Raw genomic sequence first — 14,831 nt, 5'->3', positions numbered from 1 at the left:
GGAGGTAATTCATGAATAGAAAGAAATTATATCCCTGGTATTTTGCCGGCGGGGCCGCCTTCCTTTTTTGTGTTCTGTGTTTCATTCCGGGTATTTTAGGAATTGCCTATTCCTTTACAGACTGGAATAATTTCAGCGATGAAATCAATTTCGTCGGACTTGCCAATTATAAAGCGATTTTTCAGGGTAATTCGGAATATTTAAAATACATAGGCAATACTGTTTTGTTCACCGTTGTTACAACTGTCATGAAAACCGTTGCCGGTCTGGCTCTGGCGCTTCTGCTGACTCAGAATTTCATCCGGTTTAAGAATTTTCACCGCATGATTATCTTTTCTCCCCAGGTGATGTCTTACCTGGTCGTAGGTCTTGTATTCAGAAGCATGCTGCATCCGACAACCGGATTTTTAAATAATTTTTTACGGACCATGGGATTGGGTGGGCTTGCCAAGAACTGGCTGACGGATCTGAGCCTTGTGTTTCCTTCGGTCATGACCGTAGATACGTGGAAGGGCATGGGATATATCATGGTGGTGGTGATCGCAGGGCTGTTATCCGTCCCGCCGGAATATTATGAGGCAGCCAGCATTGACGGAGCCGGTTTTTTCCAGAAATTCAAGGCCATCACATTGCCCCTGTTAAAACCTGTGCTGGTCAATGTAACCATACTGAACGTGACCTATGGGCTAAGGGTATTCGATATGATTTATTCCCTGACCAACGGCGGCCCGGGCAATGCGACAGGTGTGATCAATACGGCTGTTTACAAGGAGTTTTCCAAGGGCAATCTGGCTATGGGCACCACATTATCCAGCATCCTGTTTTTCGTCGTTCTGGCGTTGCTGTACTTCATTATCAAATCCATGGAAAATAAGGAGGTGGAAGCGTAATGGGAAAGACAGGTAAAACCATTGGCTGCATCATCGGCAATGCAGTGGCCGTGTTTGTCAGCCTGATCGTCATCATTCCTCTGGTCGTACTATTTCTGAATTCTTTTAAGACTGCCGGAGAGGCGAACCGGATGACATTAACTCTGCCGACAGAATGGAGGTTTGAAAACTATGCAAAGGTAATTGAACAGGGAAAGCTGTTCACTTCATTCTTAAACGGACTTTTATACGCCGCCTGCAGTGTCAGCATCGTAGTGATTGCGGTGTCGGCGGCAGCCTTTGTAATTTCAAGAAACCAGAAGGGCGTCAACCGTTTCCTTTACTACTTCATCATCTCCGGCATCGCCATGCCGATCAATAATGTGGCGCTTATGAAGGTCATGCAGGCATTTCATCTGGTTAATACCAGGTTCGGGATCATCCTTCTTTATGCGGCCATCAATATTCCCCTGAGTCTGTTTTTGTCTTTTGGATTTATCGGAACGATTCCCAGAGAAATTGATGAAGCGGCGGTAATTGATGGCTGCAGCTCCCATCAGCTGTTTGTAAGGGTAATCGCACCCCTGTTAAAGCCGATTGCATCAACCTTGTTTGTTCTTAATTTCATGGCGGTGTGGAACGATTTTACCATGCCGCTGTATTACTTAAATAATTCCGGAAAATGGCCTATGACTCTGGCGGTTTACAACTTCTTCGGGGCATTTGAATATTCCTGGAATCTGGTAGCGGCGGATATCATACTGACCCTGGCTCCGGTGCTTCTGGTATTTATCATCGGACAAAAATATATCGTAGGCGGCGTATCCGCGGGTTCCGTAAAGGGATGACAGACAGGAGGAAAAGAAGATGGAACTGTATCAGATCAAAGAACTGGTGAAGAAAATGACATTGGAAGAAAAAATCGGCATGATTCATGGACAGGGGATTTTCCATACCAGGGGGGTGGAGCGGTTTGGAATACCGCCTTTGTGGATGTCCGACGGTCCTATGGGGGTGAGGAAGGAGCTTCAGGATGACAACTGGAATCCCAAAGGGACCACCGATGATTTCGTGTCTTATCTTCCCAGTAATCTGGCGCTGGCTTCTACCTGGAACAGAGAATGTGCCGGAAAGGCGGGACGGGTTCTGGGAGAAGAGGCCAGGGGACGGGGAAAGGATGTCATACTGGCACCTGGGATTAACATCATCCGAACGCCGTTGTGCGGGAGAAATTTTGAGTATATGAGTGAGGATCCTTATCTGATTTCAGAGATGGCTGTTCCGTTGATTCAGGGAATTCAGGAGCAGGATACGGCAGCCTGCGTCAAGCATTTTGCACTGAATAACCAGGAGACAGGAAGGCTTGATGTGGACGTGGAAGTGGATGAACGGGCTTTGCGGGAAATTTATCTTCCCGGTTTTGAGGCAGCGGTAAAAAAGGGAAAGGTCAGGACACTGATGGGGGCTTATAACCGCTACCTGGGAGAGCATTGCTGTCATAACAAAAAACTGCTGTGTGAGATTTTAAGGGATGAATGGGAATTTGGCGGCGTGGTCATTTCTGACTGGGGAGGAGTCCATGATACTGTACAGGCGGCGGAGCATGGCCTGGACATCGAGATGTCCGTGACCAACTGCTTTGACGAGTATTATATGGCAGATCCTCTTCTTCATAAGGTCAGGAAGGGGGAGATAGCGGAAGCATATATTGATGAGAAGGTGAGGAATATTCTGGTGCTGATGAACCGGCTTCATATGCTGGACGGAGAGCGGAAGGCAGGAACCTATAACAGCCGCCGGAGCCAGGAAACCATACTGGAATGCGCAAGAGAAGCTGTAGTTTTGCTTAAAAATGATGAAAAGCGCCTTCCTCTCGATTTAACCGGAAAGAAGCGTCTTTCCGTCATCGGGGAAAATGCGGTGAAAGTCCATTCTAACGGAGGAGGAAGTGCGGCCATTAAAGCGCTTTATGAGATTTCTCCTCTGATGGGACTTAAGATGGAGCTTGGAGGCAGTGTTTCTATCGATTACGCGCCAGGTTATACCAGCCAGGCAGACAAAACAGAGGAAAAGGAAAACTGGCAGTCCACCAGCCTGGAAGACAGAATTTACAAAAAGGCATTCAGGGAAGAGACAGACGGCGGAATGGAATCGGAGAGGAATGCCTTGATTCAGGAAGCGGTGGAATTGGCAGGAAACAGCGAAGACGTTCTGCTATTCTGCGGACTGAATCATGAGTTTGACTTAGAGGGCTGTGACCGCAGGGATATGAAGCTTCCTTATGGGCAGGAGAAGCTGGTTAAAGCGGTGCTGGATGCCAATGAAAATACGGTTATCGTGGTAATAGCCGGTTCTCCGGTGGATATGGAAGCATTTGCAGACCGGGCAAAGGCTATTGTCTACAGCAGTTACAACGGAATGGAGGGCGGCCATGCCATGGCGGAGGTTCTGTTGGGAAAGGTGAATCCATCGGGAAAGCTGCCATTTACTGTGCCAAAATCGCTGGAAGACTGTCCGGCCCATGCTCTTGGGGAATTTCCCGGAGGAGACAGGGTCCGGTATAAGGAAGGGGTGTTTGTAGGATACCGGCATTATGAGACGGTAAGGAAAGAGGTTCGTTACAGCTTTGGCCATGGATTATCTTATACCGCTTTTGCCTATGATCGTCTGGAGGTGGCTCCGGAAGAAGGAGGCTGGAATGTAAGCGTGAGGGTTACGAATGCGGGAAGCTGTGCCGGAGCGGAGACCGTTCAGGTGTATGTAAAGGCGGAAGGCAGGAAAATCAAACGGCCGGTAAAGGAACTGCGGGCTTTTGACAAGGCGTTTCTGGAACCGGGGGAACGAAAAACTCTGAATTTTTATCTGGATAGAAAAGCATTTTCCTGTTATGATGAGGAACGCTCCGCTTTTTACGTGCCGGAAGATAAGTATGAAATCTGCGTTGGAAGCTCGGTAAAGGATATCCGGATTTCCGAAGAGGTTTCTGTCAGAGCGGGGAGAATATAAGGGCGCATCTTTATAAAAAATGGCAGGTATAGGAGGAGAAATGATATGAAGTTTACCAGTGGATACTGGAGGATACGTGAGGAAATAATCCCGCTTTATGCGGTAGAATACGCGGACAGCCGCATAAGCGGCAGCGAACTGACGGTGTATGTTCCTGCAAAACACATCGTAACAAGAGGAGACTGTTTAAACTTGGGGATGCTGACCGTGCGTCTGTCAAGTCCCATGGCTGATGTCATCAAAGTCTCTGTCAGCCATTTTGAAGGAACTCCCTTAAAGGGACCCTTTGCAGAAATTGCCGATGTGGATCCTGAGGTCGCAATAGAAGAGACAGAGGGAGAAATCATTTACCGGACCGGAAATACGAAAGCCGTAGTCGATAAGAGGCCAAACGCCTGGGGAATCCGTTTTTATGACGGTGACAGGGAACTGACGAATACGGGATTCCGCAACATGGCTCACATGACGAACCGGGATTCCGGGCGCAGCTATATGACAGAGCAGCTGGCATTGGATGTGGATGAATATGTGTATGGATTAGGGGAGCGTTTCACTCCGTTTGTTAAAAACGGCCAGGTGGTGGAGATCTGGAATGAGGACGGCGGAACAGCCAGTGAAATCGCGTACAAAAATATACCTTTTTATATTACCAATAAAGGCTACGGCATTCTGCTTGGCAATGAAGGAGATGCTGCTTATGAAATTGCCAGCGAAAAGGTGGAACGGGTCCAGTTTTCTGTAGAAGGGGAACGCCTTGATTATTATGTAATCAATGGCAGCACTCCCAAGGGAACGATCCGGAAGTATACGGAGCTGACAGGAAAACCGGCATTGCCTCCGGCATGGTCCTTCGGGCTTTGGCTGACCACATCCTTTACGACTGATTATGATGAAGCAACCACATCCGGCATTATCCAGGGAATGGAGGACCGGGATATTCCTCTGCATGTGTTCCATTTTGACTGCTACTGGATGAAGGCTTATGAGTGGTGCAATTTTACCTGGGACCCGAAAACATTCCCGGATCCGGAGGGAATGCTGAAGCGTTACCATGACAGGGGTTTAAAAATCTGTGTATGGATCAATCCTTATATCGGGCAGAAATCACCGCTTTTTGCCGAGGGCATGAAGTATGGATATCTGGTGAAAAAAGCGGGCGACGGTGTATGGCAGACGGACCTTTGGCAGGCGGGAATGGGCCTGGTGGATTTCACCAATCCGGAAGCAGTTACCTGGTATCAGGAAAAGCTGAAAAAGCTTCTGGATATGGGAGTAGATTGCTTTAAAACGGATTTCGGTGAAAGAATACCGGTAAAAGATATCACATATTTTGATGGCTCTGATCCGGTGAAAATGCATAATTACTATACACAGCTCTATAATCAGGCCGTGTTTGAGCTTTTGGAGAGGGAACGCGGAGCAGGGGAAGCGGTATTGTTTGCCCGCTCCGCAACCGTAGGCGGACAGAAATTTCCCGTACACTGGGGCGGAGACTGTTCCGCAAATTATCCGTCCATGGCGGAGACGCTGCGCAGCGGCTTGTCCCTTTCCTGCGCAGGCTTTGGATTCTGGAGCCATGATATCAGCGGCTTTGAAAGCACCGCTCCTGCAGATGTATATAAGAGATGGTGCCAGTTCGGCCTCATGAGTTCCCACAGCCGTCTCCATGGCTCTTCCTCTTACCGCGTGCCGTGGCTGTTTGATGATGAGGCGTGTGATGTATTACGGAAATTTGTGAAGCTGAAATGCGGGCTGATGCCTTATCTTTACCGCCAGGCCGTTCTGTCCCATGAGGAAGGCATCCCGATGATGCGCCCCATGTTTGTGGAATTTCCGGAAGACCGGGCGTGCGAGCCGCTGGATAAGCAGTATATGATGGGGGATTCCCTGTTGGTGGCACCGGTATTTAAGGAAAGCGGGGAAGTGGAATATTATCTGCCGGAGGGCAAATGGTATAATATTTTAACCAGCCGGGTGATTGAAGGCGGAAGATGGCAAAAGGAACATCATGATTACTTTACCATGCCGCTTCTGGTACGGCCGAATTCTATTCTGGCAGTCGGAAACTGTGACACCAGACCGGATTATGATTATAGTGACGGCGTAACCCTGTATCTGTCTGTGTTCGAGGATGGGGCAGCGGGTGAGACAGCTGTTACGGATTTGAATGGAACTGTCGTTATGACGGCGGAGGCCAGAAGAGATGGCGGTACCATTGTCCTCCATGTGGAAGGGAAGAATGGGAACTGGGCTTATCAGGTGCTTGGGAATGAAGAGGTTAAGATAGTTGTTCAATAAAAATAAATAGAAAAGGTATTGCAGAAAAATGGCTGTGGCATGATGCCACAGCCTTCCTTTGTAAGGGTAAGGAACTCACCAATGTGAGGGCCTGTTCAGTATAGCATCTGAAATACAGCATAAGCTTCTGGACTTACTACGGTTTCTATAAACCTTTCAAATTCTTCTCTGGTGAAATAAATTTTATAATTTTTAAAATACGGGATAAGATTGTTGAAAATAACTAGAAAATTTTAATAAATACTAATTGTGTATCATATCATTACATAGTATACTGATACTATGTAATGTCAAGGTTTTTAATATTAGTGTATAACTACAAGAAATTAAAAATTATAAGGAAAAAGGTTGAAAATATAACTTATAAGTTGTATACTTTCATTACCAGTAGGAAATACTACTTATGGACGAAAAGATAGTTAATTTACACAAGATTCTTTATCCGGAAGAATATGCAACAGTCTATGTATTCACTTATCCAACTTTTAATAAAGAATTGAGGGATTTAATTGAAAATAGTGGATACATAAAGGAATTTAAAACTAAATACCATAAAAGTCTAAGATTTTTAGAACAATTGAAGAAAAGTTGTATAATGCAACCCAAATTATTCGAACAACTTGTAAATACAGATGGTATATATTCTATTATTCTCCATGGTCAAAAAAACATTCGCATTTTGTTTAGCTTTTATGAATCTGATAAAAAGGAGATTGCTGTTTTATACAATTGCTTTGAAGAGAAAAGGACAAAAGACTATGAATCTGAAATAAGGTTAGCTAAAGTAAGGAGAAAAGAGTTATTTGGTATTTAGATGAAGGAGGAGTTGATTACAATGGAAAATCAAAAAATGCTTTTGAATGCAAATTCGTTTTTTGAAAAAGAGACAGATGAATTTAAGAAAGAAATGGAAATTAATAATTTGTTGGTAGATATTGCTTGCGAATTTATAAAATACAGAGCTGAAAATGAAATGACTCAAAAAGATTTGGCTCAAAAATTAAATATGACGCAAGCAATGGTTTCAAAATTGGAAAGTGGTGACTATAATCCTACTGTTAAGATGCTATTTGAAATAGCTCAGAAATTATCTTGGAATTTTAAAATTGAATTAAATAGTATGGCCAGAAAATATAATTACTGCTATGAAGGCAATCAGAAATTAACTCAGAACAAAGAATATTGTTATGATATGGGGTTAGCATCATGAAAAATATTATTTCTCCATTTCAAATGAAAAGGAATCATGTTGTGAATTTTAATTTTGAGCAAATTGATAATATTATAGAATATGATTCAACAAATGTTAAGATTGGTGTTGATTTCAATATTTCTAACATATCAGAATCAAATAAACAGCTGGAAGCACGTATTGATTTAATGATTTTATTGACTGGAGTTACTGATAGTAATGAAAAACTTTTTGATATAAATTTAGATATGATGGGGATTTTTGAAGCAAATAAGGATGAAATAGATGAAAAAAAATTTAATAACATGCTGAGAGTAAATGGTATTAGTACACTTATGCAGCTTAGCAGAGCGTATGTAACTGCTGCCACAGCGTTGTCCGGCTTTGTTGAACCGATAAATTTCCCTATGATAAATGTGTTCGAACTTATTAGAATGAAGGAAGAATCTGAAAGTAAAGAAGCAGGAGTTGTAAAATAGCTTACTAGAGGATATATTTTACAAAAAAGCCGACCACAATTTTTGGTACTAAAGCGGGTAATACAAATTTTAAGCAAGTTTTCCTGGGCTTACAGAGCGTCCTAAGAATAGTTGTTTCTATCGTTCAGTAATTAAGAATCAGAGCCGGGCCTTTTATTATAGGGGGTTCGGCTCTTTCTGTATCCCATACAGTCAAGACCACTTGTAAAATGAAGTTGTCAAGTTAATGTATACATCTAAAAACACCTTAAGGAAACACTCATCAATTTACATAGAAATGTAATTGAGTATTTATTATCTCGAATTCGCGAGATGCCTTTTAGATTTTAATCAATTTTCGCCATTATCTGGATATTTGTGAATCATTCCATTAGGAATTGTCATAAATATCACATCCTTTTAAAATAATTATAATACAAAAAATAGACAAGGCGGTTCTCTTCCTTGTCTACTTTCATTTACAACTTCATAAAACGGGTGTTCTTGGCTTGTAAACTCACGGATGCCGCTCCGATAGACAGGTCAGGGATCTGATACCTGTCAGAATGCAGATATTTCTTCTTCCTTCCTCAGATTTTTCTGCGCGGTTGAAAGCATCAGCTTAATGCGGTTTAACTGGTTTACTTCACTTGCGCCGGGATCGTAGTCCACGGCAATGATATTGGAGTCCGGATAGGCTTTGCGCAGCTCCTTGATGACGCCTTTTCCAACAATGTGGTTGGGGAGGCAGCCAAAGGGCTGGGTACAGACAATATTATTGGTGCCGCTGTGGATCAGTTCCAGCATCTCACCGGTTAAAAACCATCCTTCCCCGGTCTGATTTCCGATGGATACAAAGTCTTTTGCCATCTCCGCCAGATTTCCGATATGGGATGGGGCCGTGAAGTTCTTACTCTTTAAGAGTTCTTTCTTTGCCGTTTTCCGGAAATATTCCAACAGTGAAATTCCAATATTGGACAGGGCAGCAGTTGTTTTCTTACCGCCCAGATTCCTGGCTTTAAAATTATTGTTGTAGAAGCAGTAGAGCAGGAAATCCATTAAATCAGGCATAACTGCTTCCGCGCCTTCTGCTTCCAGCAGCTCCACGATATGGTTGTTGGCAAGAGGAGAAAATTTAACCAGAATCTCTCCTACAATACCTACCCTGGGCTTTTTGACTGGGTTTCTCGGCAGATTGTCAAAATCCTTTATGATTCCCTTTAAGTTACGGGAAAAAGTTATCATGTCCGGTGATTTCCTGGACAAGGATTCGATGCAGCGCATTTTCCATTTCTCATGCAGAGAGTTGGCGGAGCCCGGTATCTTCTCATAGGGGCGGGACGCATATAAAACCCGCATAAAGACGTCGCCGTATACCACTGCCTGCATGGCTTTTGTTAACAGGGGCAGAGTGATGGTAAAGCCGGGATTTGTCTCCATGTTGTTTGCATTGACGGAGATGACCGGGACCTGGCCCATGCCGGACCGCTCCAGAGCCCGCCTGATGAATCCGATGTAATTGGAAGCACGGCAGCCGCCTCCGGTCTGGCTCATGAATACCGCAGTGCGGTCCAGATCGTATTTACCGGACAAAAGGGCATCCATGATCTGGCCGACCACGATGAGAGACGGATAACAGGCGTCGTTATTTACATATTTTAATCCGGTATCAATGGCGGAGCGGTTATCGTTTTGAAGGACTTCCACCCGGTAGCCGAAGGAACGGATCGCAGGTTCAATTAAATCAAAATGAATGGGTGACATCTGCGGACAGAGAATCGTGTAATCTTTTTTCATCTCTTTGGTAAACATAACCCTGTGGTAAGCGCTGGAGACCACCTTCTGCTCGTAATGGCGCTTATCGCGTACCCGCAGTGCCGCAATTAAGGAGCGGATCCGGATTCTGGCGGCTCCTAAGTTATTGACCTCATCAATCTTTAAGACGGTATAAATCTTGCCGGAGCCGGTTAAGATTTCATTAACCTGGTCCGTGGTAACAGCATCCAGACCGCAGCCAAAGGAGTTGAGCTGGATTAAGTCCAGACGGTTCTCCTTTTTTACGAGACTGGCGGCCCGGTAAAGCCTGGTGTGGTACATCCACTGGTCGGTAACCACAAGAGGACGTTCAATCTCAGCCAGATGGGAAACGGAATCCTCTGTAAGCACAGCGAATCCATAGGAGGTGATAAGTTCCGGGATGCCGTGGTTGATTTCCGGGTCCACATGATAGGGGCGGCCTGCCAGTACAATTCCCCGGCGGTCGTTATCCTTCAGCCATTTTAAGGTTTCCTCGCCCTTTTTCTCCATATCGGCCCGGGAAGCCATAAGCTCTTTAAAGCCCTTCCCGGCAGCAGCAGCAACTTCGGACGCCGGAATATGGAATTCTTTTGTAAATACCTCCACTAAGCGTCTGGTCAGTATTTCTTCATTGGTAAAAGCCATGAACGGGTTTAAGAAGCGGATATTCTCCGTCTTAAGTCCTTCTACGTTGTTCTTGATGTTCTCTGCGTAGGAGGTGACAATGGGGCAGTTGAAATGGTTTCCTGCATCCGGGGTCTCATTCCGCTCATAGGGAATACAGGGATAAAAAATGGTCTTGATTCCCTGCTTAATCAGCCATTCAATATGGCCGTGGGCGATTTTCGCCGGGTAGCACTCCGATTCACTTGGTATGGATTCAATGCCAAGTTCATATATCTTTCTGGTGGACTGAGGGGACAGCACGGTGCGGAATTTTAATTCTTTAAAGAAAACGGCCCAGAAGGGGTAGTTTTCATACATGTTCAAAACCCGCGGAATGCCGATGGTCCCCCGCTCCGCAAGATCCGGGCTCAGCGGCTCGTAATCGAACATGCGGCGGTTTTTATAATCAAAAAGGTTTGGTATTTCCCGTTTTGCTTTTTCCTTGCCAAGACCGCGTTCACAGCGGTTTCCTGTGATGAACTGACGGCCTCCGTCAAAGCGGTTGACGGTCAGTACACAGTTGTTGGTACAGCCCTTGCACCGGGTCATGGAAGTTTCGTAATGCAGGCTTAAGATCTTGTTTAAGCTTAACATGGTGGTTGTTCTGGACTCTTCATAGCGTTCTCTTGCGATCAGAGCGGCGCCGAAGGCTCCCATGATGCCTGCAATATCCGGACGGACCGCTTCACAGCCCGAAATCTTTTCAAAGCTTCTTAAAACAGCGTTGTTATAGAACGTACCGCCCTGTACCACCACATGATGGCCTAAATCGGAAGCGTTTGTGATTTTGATCACCTTAAACAGAGCATTCTTAATGACAGAATAAGCAAGTCCTGCGGAAATATCGGATACCTCGGCTCCTTCCTTCTGGGCCTGCTTGACGTTGGAATTCATGAATACCGTACATCTGGTCCCTAGGTCGGTCGGGTTCTTTGCAAATAAAGCTTCTTCTGCAAAATCCTCCACCTTATAGTTTAAGGAATTGGCAAAGGTTTCGATGAAAGAACCGCAGCCGGAGGAACAGGCTTCATTTAACTGAACGCTGTCCACGGTTCCGTTCTTGATGCGGATGCATTTCATATCCTGTCCGCCGATGTCCAGGATGCAGTCAACATCCGGTTCGAAAAAGGCGGCTGCGTAGTAGTGGGAGATGGTCTCCACTTCTCCTTCATCAAGCAGAAACGCCGACTTTAAGAGGGCTTCTCCGTATCCGGTGGAACAGGACCATACGATCTCGCTGTCCGCCGGCAGCTGTTCCTTAATTTCGCTCATGGCGCGGATCGCTGTTGCAAGGGGGCTTCCGTTGTTGCTGCTGTAAAATTTGTATAACAGGGTGCCGTCTTCGCCTACGAGTGCCACCTTTGTGGTGGTGGAGCCGGCATCGATCCCTAAAAAGCATTTCCCATGGTAGGAGGATAAATCGCCTTTTTTTACGCAGTGGCTGCTGTGTCGGTTTATGAATGCATCGAAATCAGCCTGGTCCGCGAACAGGGGTTCCATGCGTTTTACTTCGAATTCCATCCGGATGCCGGAGGACAAGCGGTTTATCATATCCTCCAGGGATGTATTCCCTTCCTGTGTTTCTTCTGCATTCATGGCTGCACCGATGGCCGCAAACAGATGGGAATGCTCCGGGGCGATGATCTCATCCCCGGATAAATGCAGGGTGCGGATAAAGGCTTTCCGGAGTTCCGGGAGGAAGTGAAGGGGGCCGCCTAAGAAGGCCACATGGCCTCTGATCGGCTTTCCGCATGCCAGGCCGCTGATGGTCTGATTTACCACTGCCTGGAAAATGGAGGCCGCAAGATCTTCCCTGGTTGCCCCTTCATTGATCAATGGCTGGATATCTGTCTTTGCGAATACTCCGCAACGGGCGGCGATCGGATAAATGGCCTTGTAATTGGCAGCATATTCATTTAAACCGGTGGCATCGGTCTGTAATAGAGCTGCCATCTGATCGATAAATGAACCGGTTCCTCCGGCACAGATCCCGTTCATGCGCTGGTCGATGCCGCCGGTGAAGTAAATAATTTTTGCATCTTCGCCGCCAAGTTCGATTGCCACGTCGGTCTGCGGGGCATAATCCTTAAGAGAGGTAGCTACCGATACGACCTCCTGGACAAAGGGGACCTTTAAATGCTTAGACAGGGTCAGTCCGCCGGAGCCTGTAATGGCAGGGCGTAAATCCATAGGACCCAGTTTATCGTAGGCCTTCTTTAAAAGATTGGTCAGTGTCTCTTGTATGTTTGCAAAATGCCGTTCATAATCAGCGGACAAAATGTCATGATTGCCGTTTAAAATAGCAATTTTAACGGTAGTGGAACCGATATCGATTCCAAGTGTGTTGTATGTATTCATATGTGCGGGGTTAACCCCTGCCTCCTTTTGTGTAAAAGTAAGTTGCTGGCTCACCGGACATCAGTTTAACATAAAATAAGAAATAATACAATTGCAATCATGTGCTAAAAAACTGTTAAAACTAGTAAAATTTGTTTAAGTTCACGAAATGCGGTTTCATTTCGTTTGACAAAAATGGTCCGGGAATCTATAATGTATAAGTCAAAGTCCGCCAAAGTATGCATAAAGATTTTCTGTGGAAGGGGGAAAAGCTATGATTCAGATTTATAAGACAGAAGACGGCCTGATTCACCAGAAGGATGAGCTTTCTCCGGGTTCCTGGATAGCGCTTACAAACCCCACTGCTACAGAGATTCTGGAAATCGCCAATACCTATAACATCGATCCGGATGACCTAAGAGCTCCGCTTGATGAGGAAGAGCGTTCCCGTATCCAGACAGAGGACCATTATACGCTAATCCTGGTAGACGTTCCCACCATAGAGGAACGGGGCGGCAAGGACTGGTATGTGACCATTCCCATGGGCATCATAACCACGGATGAGGCCATTATCACGGTCTGCCTGGAAGATACAACGGTTCTCAATGCTTTTATGGATGGCAGGGTCCGGGATTTCCATACTTACATGAAAACCCGTTTTATTTTGCAGATTCTGTATAAGAATGCATCACTTTACCTGCAGTATTTAAGGGTCATCGACAAAAAGAGCGGAGTGGTCGAGGAGAAGCTTCATAAATCCACCAAGAACCGGGAGCTTATCGAGCTTCTGGAGCTGGAGAAGAGTCTCGTGTACTTTACGACCTCCCTGCGTTCCAATGAGATGGTGCTTGAAAAGCTCATGCGGAATGAAAAGATCAAGAAGTATCCGGAGGATACGGAGCTTTTGGAAGACGTCATTGTCGAGAACAAGCAGGCCATCGAGATGGCTAATATTTACAGCGGCATTTTAAGCGGGACCATGGATGCATTTGCTTCTGTTATTTCCAACAACTTGAACATTGTAATGAAGTTTCTGGCGACCATTACCATTGTTATGTCCATACCTACCATGGTGGCCAGCTTCTACGGAATGAATGTAAATTCCAGTGGGATGCCTTTTGCGGACAGTCCTTATGGGTTTGCCATTGTTTTGGGGCTGACGCTGGTCCTGACACTGATTGTAGCGTGGATTTTTTCCAAGAAGGATTTTTTCTAGTCACATATCGAATTTGGAAAACACCTGCGGGTATCCCTTTATGCCCAAAGAGCATGGGCAGGAAATAGGAAACACCCTGCGGGTATCCCTTTATGCCCAAAAAGCATGGGCAGAAAATAGGAAAAGGATGAAAGCATGAAATTTTTTTATAATCTGGAACGCAAATTCAGAAAATATGCGATTCCGAATCTGATGTACTATATCATTGGCATGTACGGTGTGGGGCTCTTAATGGAGATGTTCGCGCCGGGATTTTACTGGCAGTATCTGTCTCTTGATGCCGGGATGATTTTAAGAGGGCAGGTATGGAGGATCGCTACCTTCATGATTTATCCCCCGGGCAGCGGAATTTTCATGAGTCTGATCAGCATGTATTTATATTATATGCTGGGAGTGAATTTAGAGAGGATCTGGGGAGCGTTCCGTTTTAATGTATACTTCTTTATGGGAGTGATCGGTCATATAGCAGCCGCACTGGTTGTCTACCTTTTCATGGGAAGAACAGTCTATCTGACAACGGAATTCCTTAACTATTCCCTGTTCTTTGCATTTGCCGCTACGTTTCCGGATCTGGAATTCCTTTTGTTTTTTGTGATTCCGATCAAGGCCAAATGGCTTGCGATGTTTAATGGGGTTTACTTTCTTTATGAATTTGTCAGAGGCAACATGGCGACCAGAGTCACCATATTTATGTCGTTATTCAATTTTATTCTCTTTTTCCTTCTGACCCGTAATTTGAGCCGTTTTAATCCGAAGGAGATCAAGAGAAAGCAGAATTTTCACAAACAGATGAAGATGATGCCCCAGGGAGGGACTCACCACCGGTGTGCCGTATGCGGACGGACCGAAAAGGACTCCCCAAACCTGGAATTCCGTTATTGTTCAAAATGCGAAGGCAGTTATGAGTACTGTTCCGAGCATTTGTATACACATAAACACGTTACATCGGGCAGCCCCACAACCGGTGATACGACTAATTAGCTACGGAGGAT

General features: G+C 45.4%; 10 protein-coding genes. 9 read left to right on the top strand and 1 reads right to left on the bottom strand.

Features of this window, described 5'->3' with window-relative positions:
- Window positions 1–11 precede the first annotated feature (11 nt).
- The 7 genes from BQ9856_RS17590 (at window position 12) to BQ9856_RS17560 (ending at window position 7,844) form a co-directional block, all read left to right on the top strand.
- Window positions 12–890 (top strand): carbohydrate ABC transporter permease, encoded by an 879-nt coding sequence (locus tag BQ9856_RS17590; RefSeq protein WP_077612200.1) that lies wholly within the window; start codon window positions 12–14, stop codon window positions 888–890.
- Window positions 890–1,717, top strand: coding sequence for a carbohydrate ABC transporter permease (locus tag BQ9856_RS17585; protein ID WP_077612199.1), 828 nt, complete (start codon window positions 890–892; stop codon window positions 1,715–1,717). The genes BQ9856_RS17590 and BQ9856_RS17585 overlap by 1 nt, the downstream gene beginning before the upstream one ends.
- A 19-nt stretch (window positions 1,718–1,736) precedes the next feature.
- Window positions 1,737–3,875, top strand: coding sequence for a beta-glucosidase family protein (locus tag BQ9856_RS17580; RefSeq protein ID WP_077612198.1), 2,139 nt, complete (start codon window positions 1,737–1,739; stop codon window positions 3,873–3,875).
- A gap of 45 nt (window positions 3,876–3,920) precedes the next feature.
- Window positions 3,921–6,173: an alpha-xylosidase gene (yicI, locus tag BQ9856_RS17575; RefSeq protein WP_077612197.1), complete on the top strand. Its 2,253-nt coding sequence runs from the start codon at window positions 3,921–3,923 to the stop codon at window positions 6,171–6,173.
- Between the two features lie 403 nt (window positions 6,174–6,576).
- Window positions 6,577–6,987 (top strand): type II toxin-antitoxin system RelE/ParE family toxin, encoded by a 411-nt coding sequence (locus BQ9856_RS17570; protein ID WP_077612196.1) that lies wholly within the window; start codon window positions 6,577–6,579, stop codon window positions 6,985–6,987.
- A gap of 21 nt (window positions 6,988–7,008) precedes the next feature.
- The gene (locus BQ9856_RS17565; protein WP_077613429.1) at window positions 7,009–7,383 is read left to right on the top strand and encodes a helix-turn-helix transcriptional regulator; all 375 of its coding nucleotides are present in this window, start codon (window positions 7,009–7,011) and stop codon (window positions 7,381–7,383) included.
- Complete coding sequence (locus tag BQ9856_RS17560; RefSeq protein ID WP_077612195.1) at window positions 7,380–7,844, top strand: protein-export chaperone SecB; 465 nt, start codon at window positions 7,380–7,382, stop codon at window positions 7,842–7,844. The genes BQ9856_RS17565 and BQ9856_RS17560 overlap by 4 nt, the downstream gene beginning before the upstream one ends.
- Window positions 7,845–8,384: 540 nt before the next feature.
- Here BQ9856_RS17560 and BQ9856_RS17555 read toward each other — a convergent pair.
- Window positions 8,385–12,644: a 2-hydroxyacyl-CoA dehydratase gene (locus BQ9856_RS17555; RefSeq protein WP_077612194.1), complete on the bottom strand. Its 4,260-nt coding sequence runs from the start codon at window positions 12,642–12,644 to the stop codon at window positions 8,385–8,387.
- Window positions 12,645–12,897: 253 nt separating this feature from the next.
- Here BQ9856_RS17555 and BQ9856_RS17550 point away from each other — a divergent pair, with 253 nt between their 5' ends.
- Both BQ9856_RS17550 and BQ9856_RS17545 read left to right on the top strand, forming a co-directional pair.
- On the top strand, window positions 12,898–13,839 hold the full coding sequence (locus tag BQ9856_RS17550) for a magnesium transporter CorA family protein (RefSeq protein ID WP_077612193.1): 942 nt from the start codon (window positions 12,898–12,900) through the stop codon (window positions 13,837–13,839).
- A 135-nt stretch (window positions 13,840–13,974) separates the two neighbouring features.
- Window positions 13,975–14,820, top strand: coding sequence for a hypothetical protein (locus BQ9856_RS17545; protein ID WP_077612192.1), 846 nt, complete (start codon window positions 13,975–13,977; stop codon window positions 14,818–14,820).
- Window positions 14,821–14,831 lie beyond the last annotated feature (11 nt).

It is taken from the genome of Clostridium sp. Marseille-P2415 (genome assembly GCF_900155545.1).
Classification (GTDB): domain Bacteria; phylum Bacillota; class Clostridia; order Lachnospirales; family Lachnospiraceae; genus Lacrimispora.
The sequence above is the reverse complement of the archived record's forward strand: the minus strand, read 5'-3'. Positions and strand labels throughout refer to the sequence as shown.

Coding starts and splice junctions, on each gene's coding strand:
- BQ9856_RS17570 (WP_077612196.1), top strand. CDS start 6,577: ATGGACGAAAAGATAGTTAATTTACACAAGATTCTTTATCCGGAAGAA.
- BQ9856_RS17590 (WP_077612200.1), top strand. CDS start 12: ATGAATAGAAAGAAATTATATCCCTGGTATTTTGCCGGCGGGGCCGCC.
- BQ9856_RS17585 (WP_077612199.1), top strand. CDS start 890: ATGGGAAAGACAGGTAAAACCATTGGCTGCATCATCGGCAATGCAGTG.
- BQ9856_RS17565 (WP_077613429.1), top strand. CDS start 7,009: ATGGAAAATCAAAAAATGCTTTTGAATGCAAATTCGTTTTTTGAAAAA.
- yicI (WP_077612197.1), top strand. CDS start 3,921: ATGAAGTTTACCAGTGGATACTGGAGGATACGTGAGGAAATAATCCCG.
- BQ9856_RS17550 (WP_077612193.1), top strand. CDS start 12,898: ATGATTCAGATTTATAAGACAGAAGACGGCCTGATTCACCAGAAGGAT.
- BQ9856_RS17560 (WP_077612195.1), top strand. CDS start 7,380: ATGAAAAATATTATTTCTCCATTTCAAATGAAAAGGAATCATGTTGTG.
- BQ9856_RS17555 (WP_077612194.1), bottom strand. CDS start 12,644: ATGAATACATACAACACACTTGGAATCGATATCGGTTCCACTACCGTT.
- BQ9856_RS17545 (WP_077612192.1), top strand. CDS start 13,975: ATGAAATTTTTTTATAATCTGGAACGCAAATTCAGAAAATATGCGATT.
- BQ9856_RS17580 (WP_077612198.1), top strand. CDS start 1,737: ATGGAACTGTATCAGATCAAAGAACTGGTGAAGAAAATGACATTGGAA.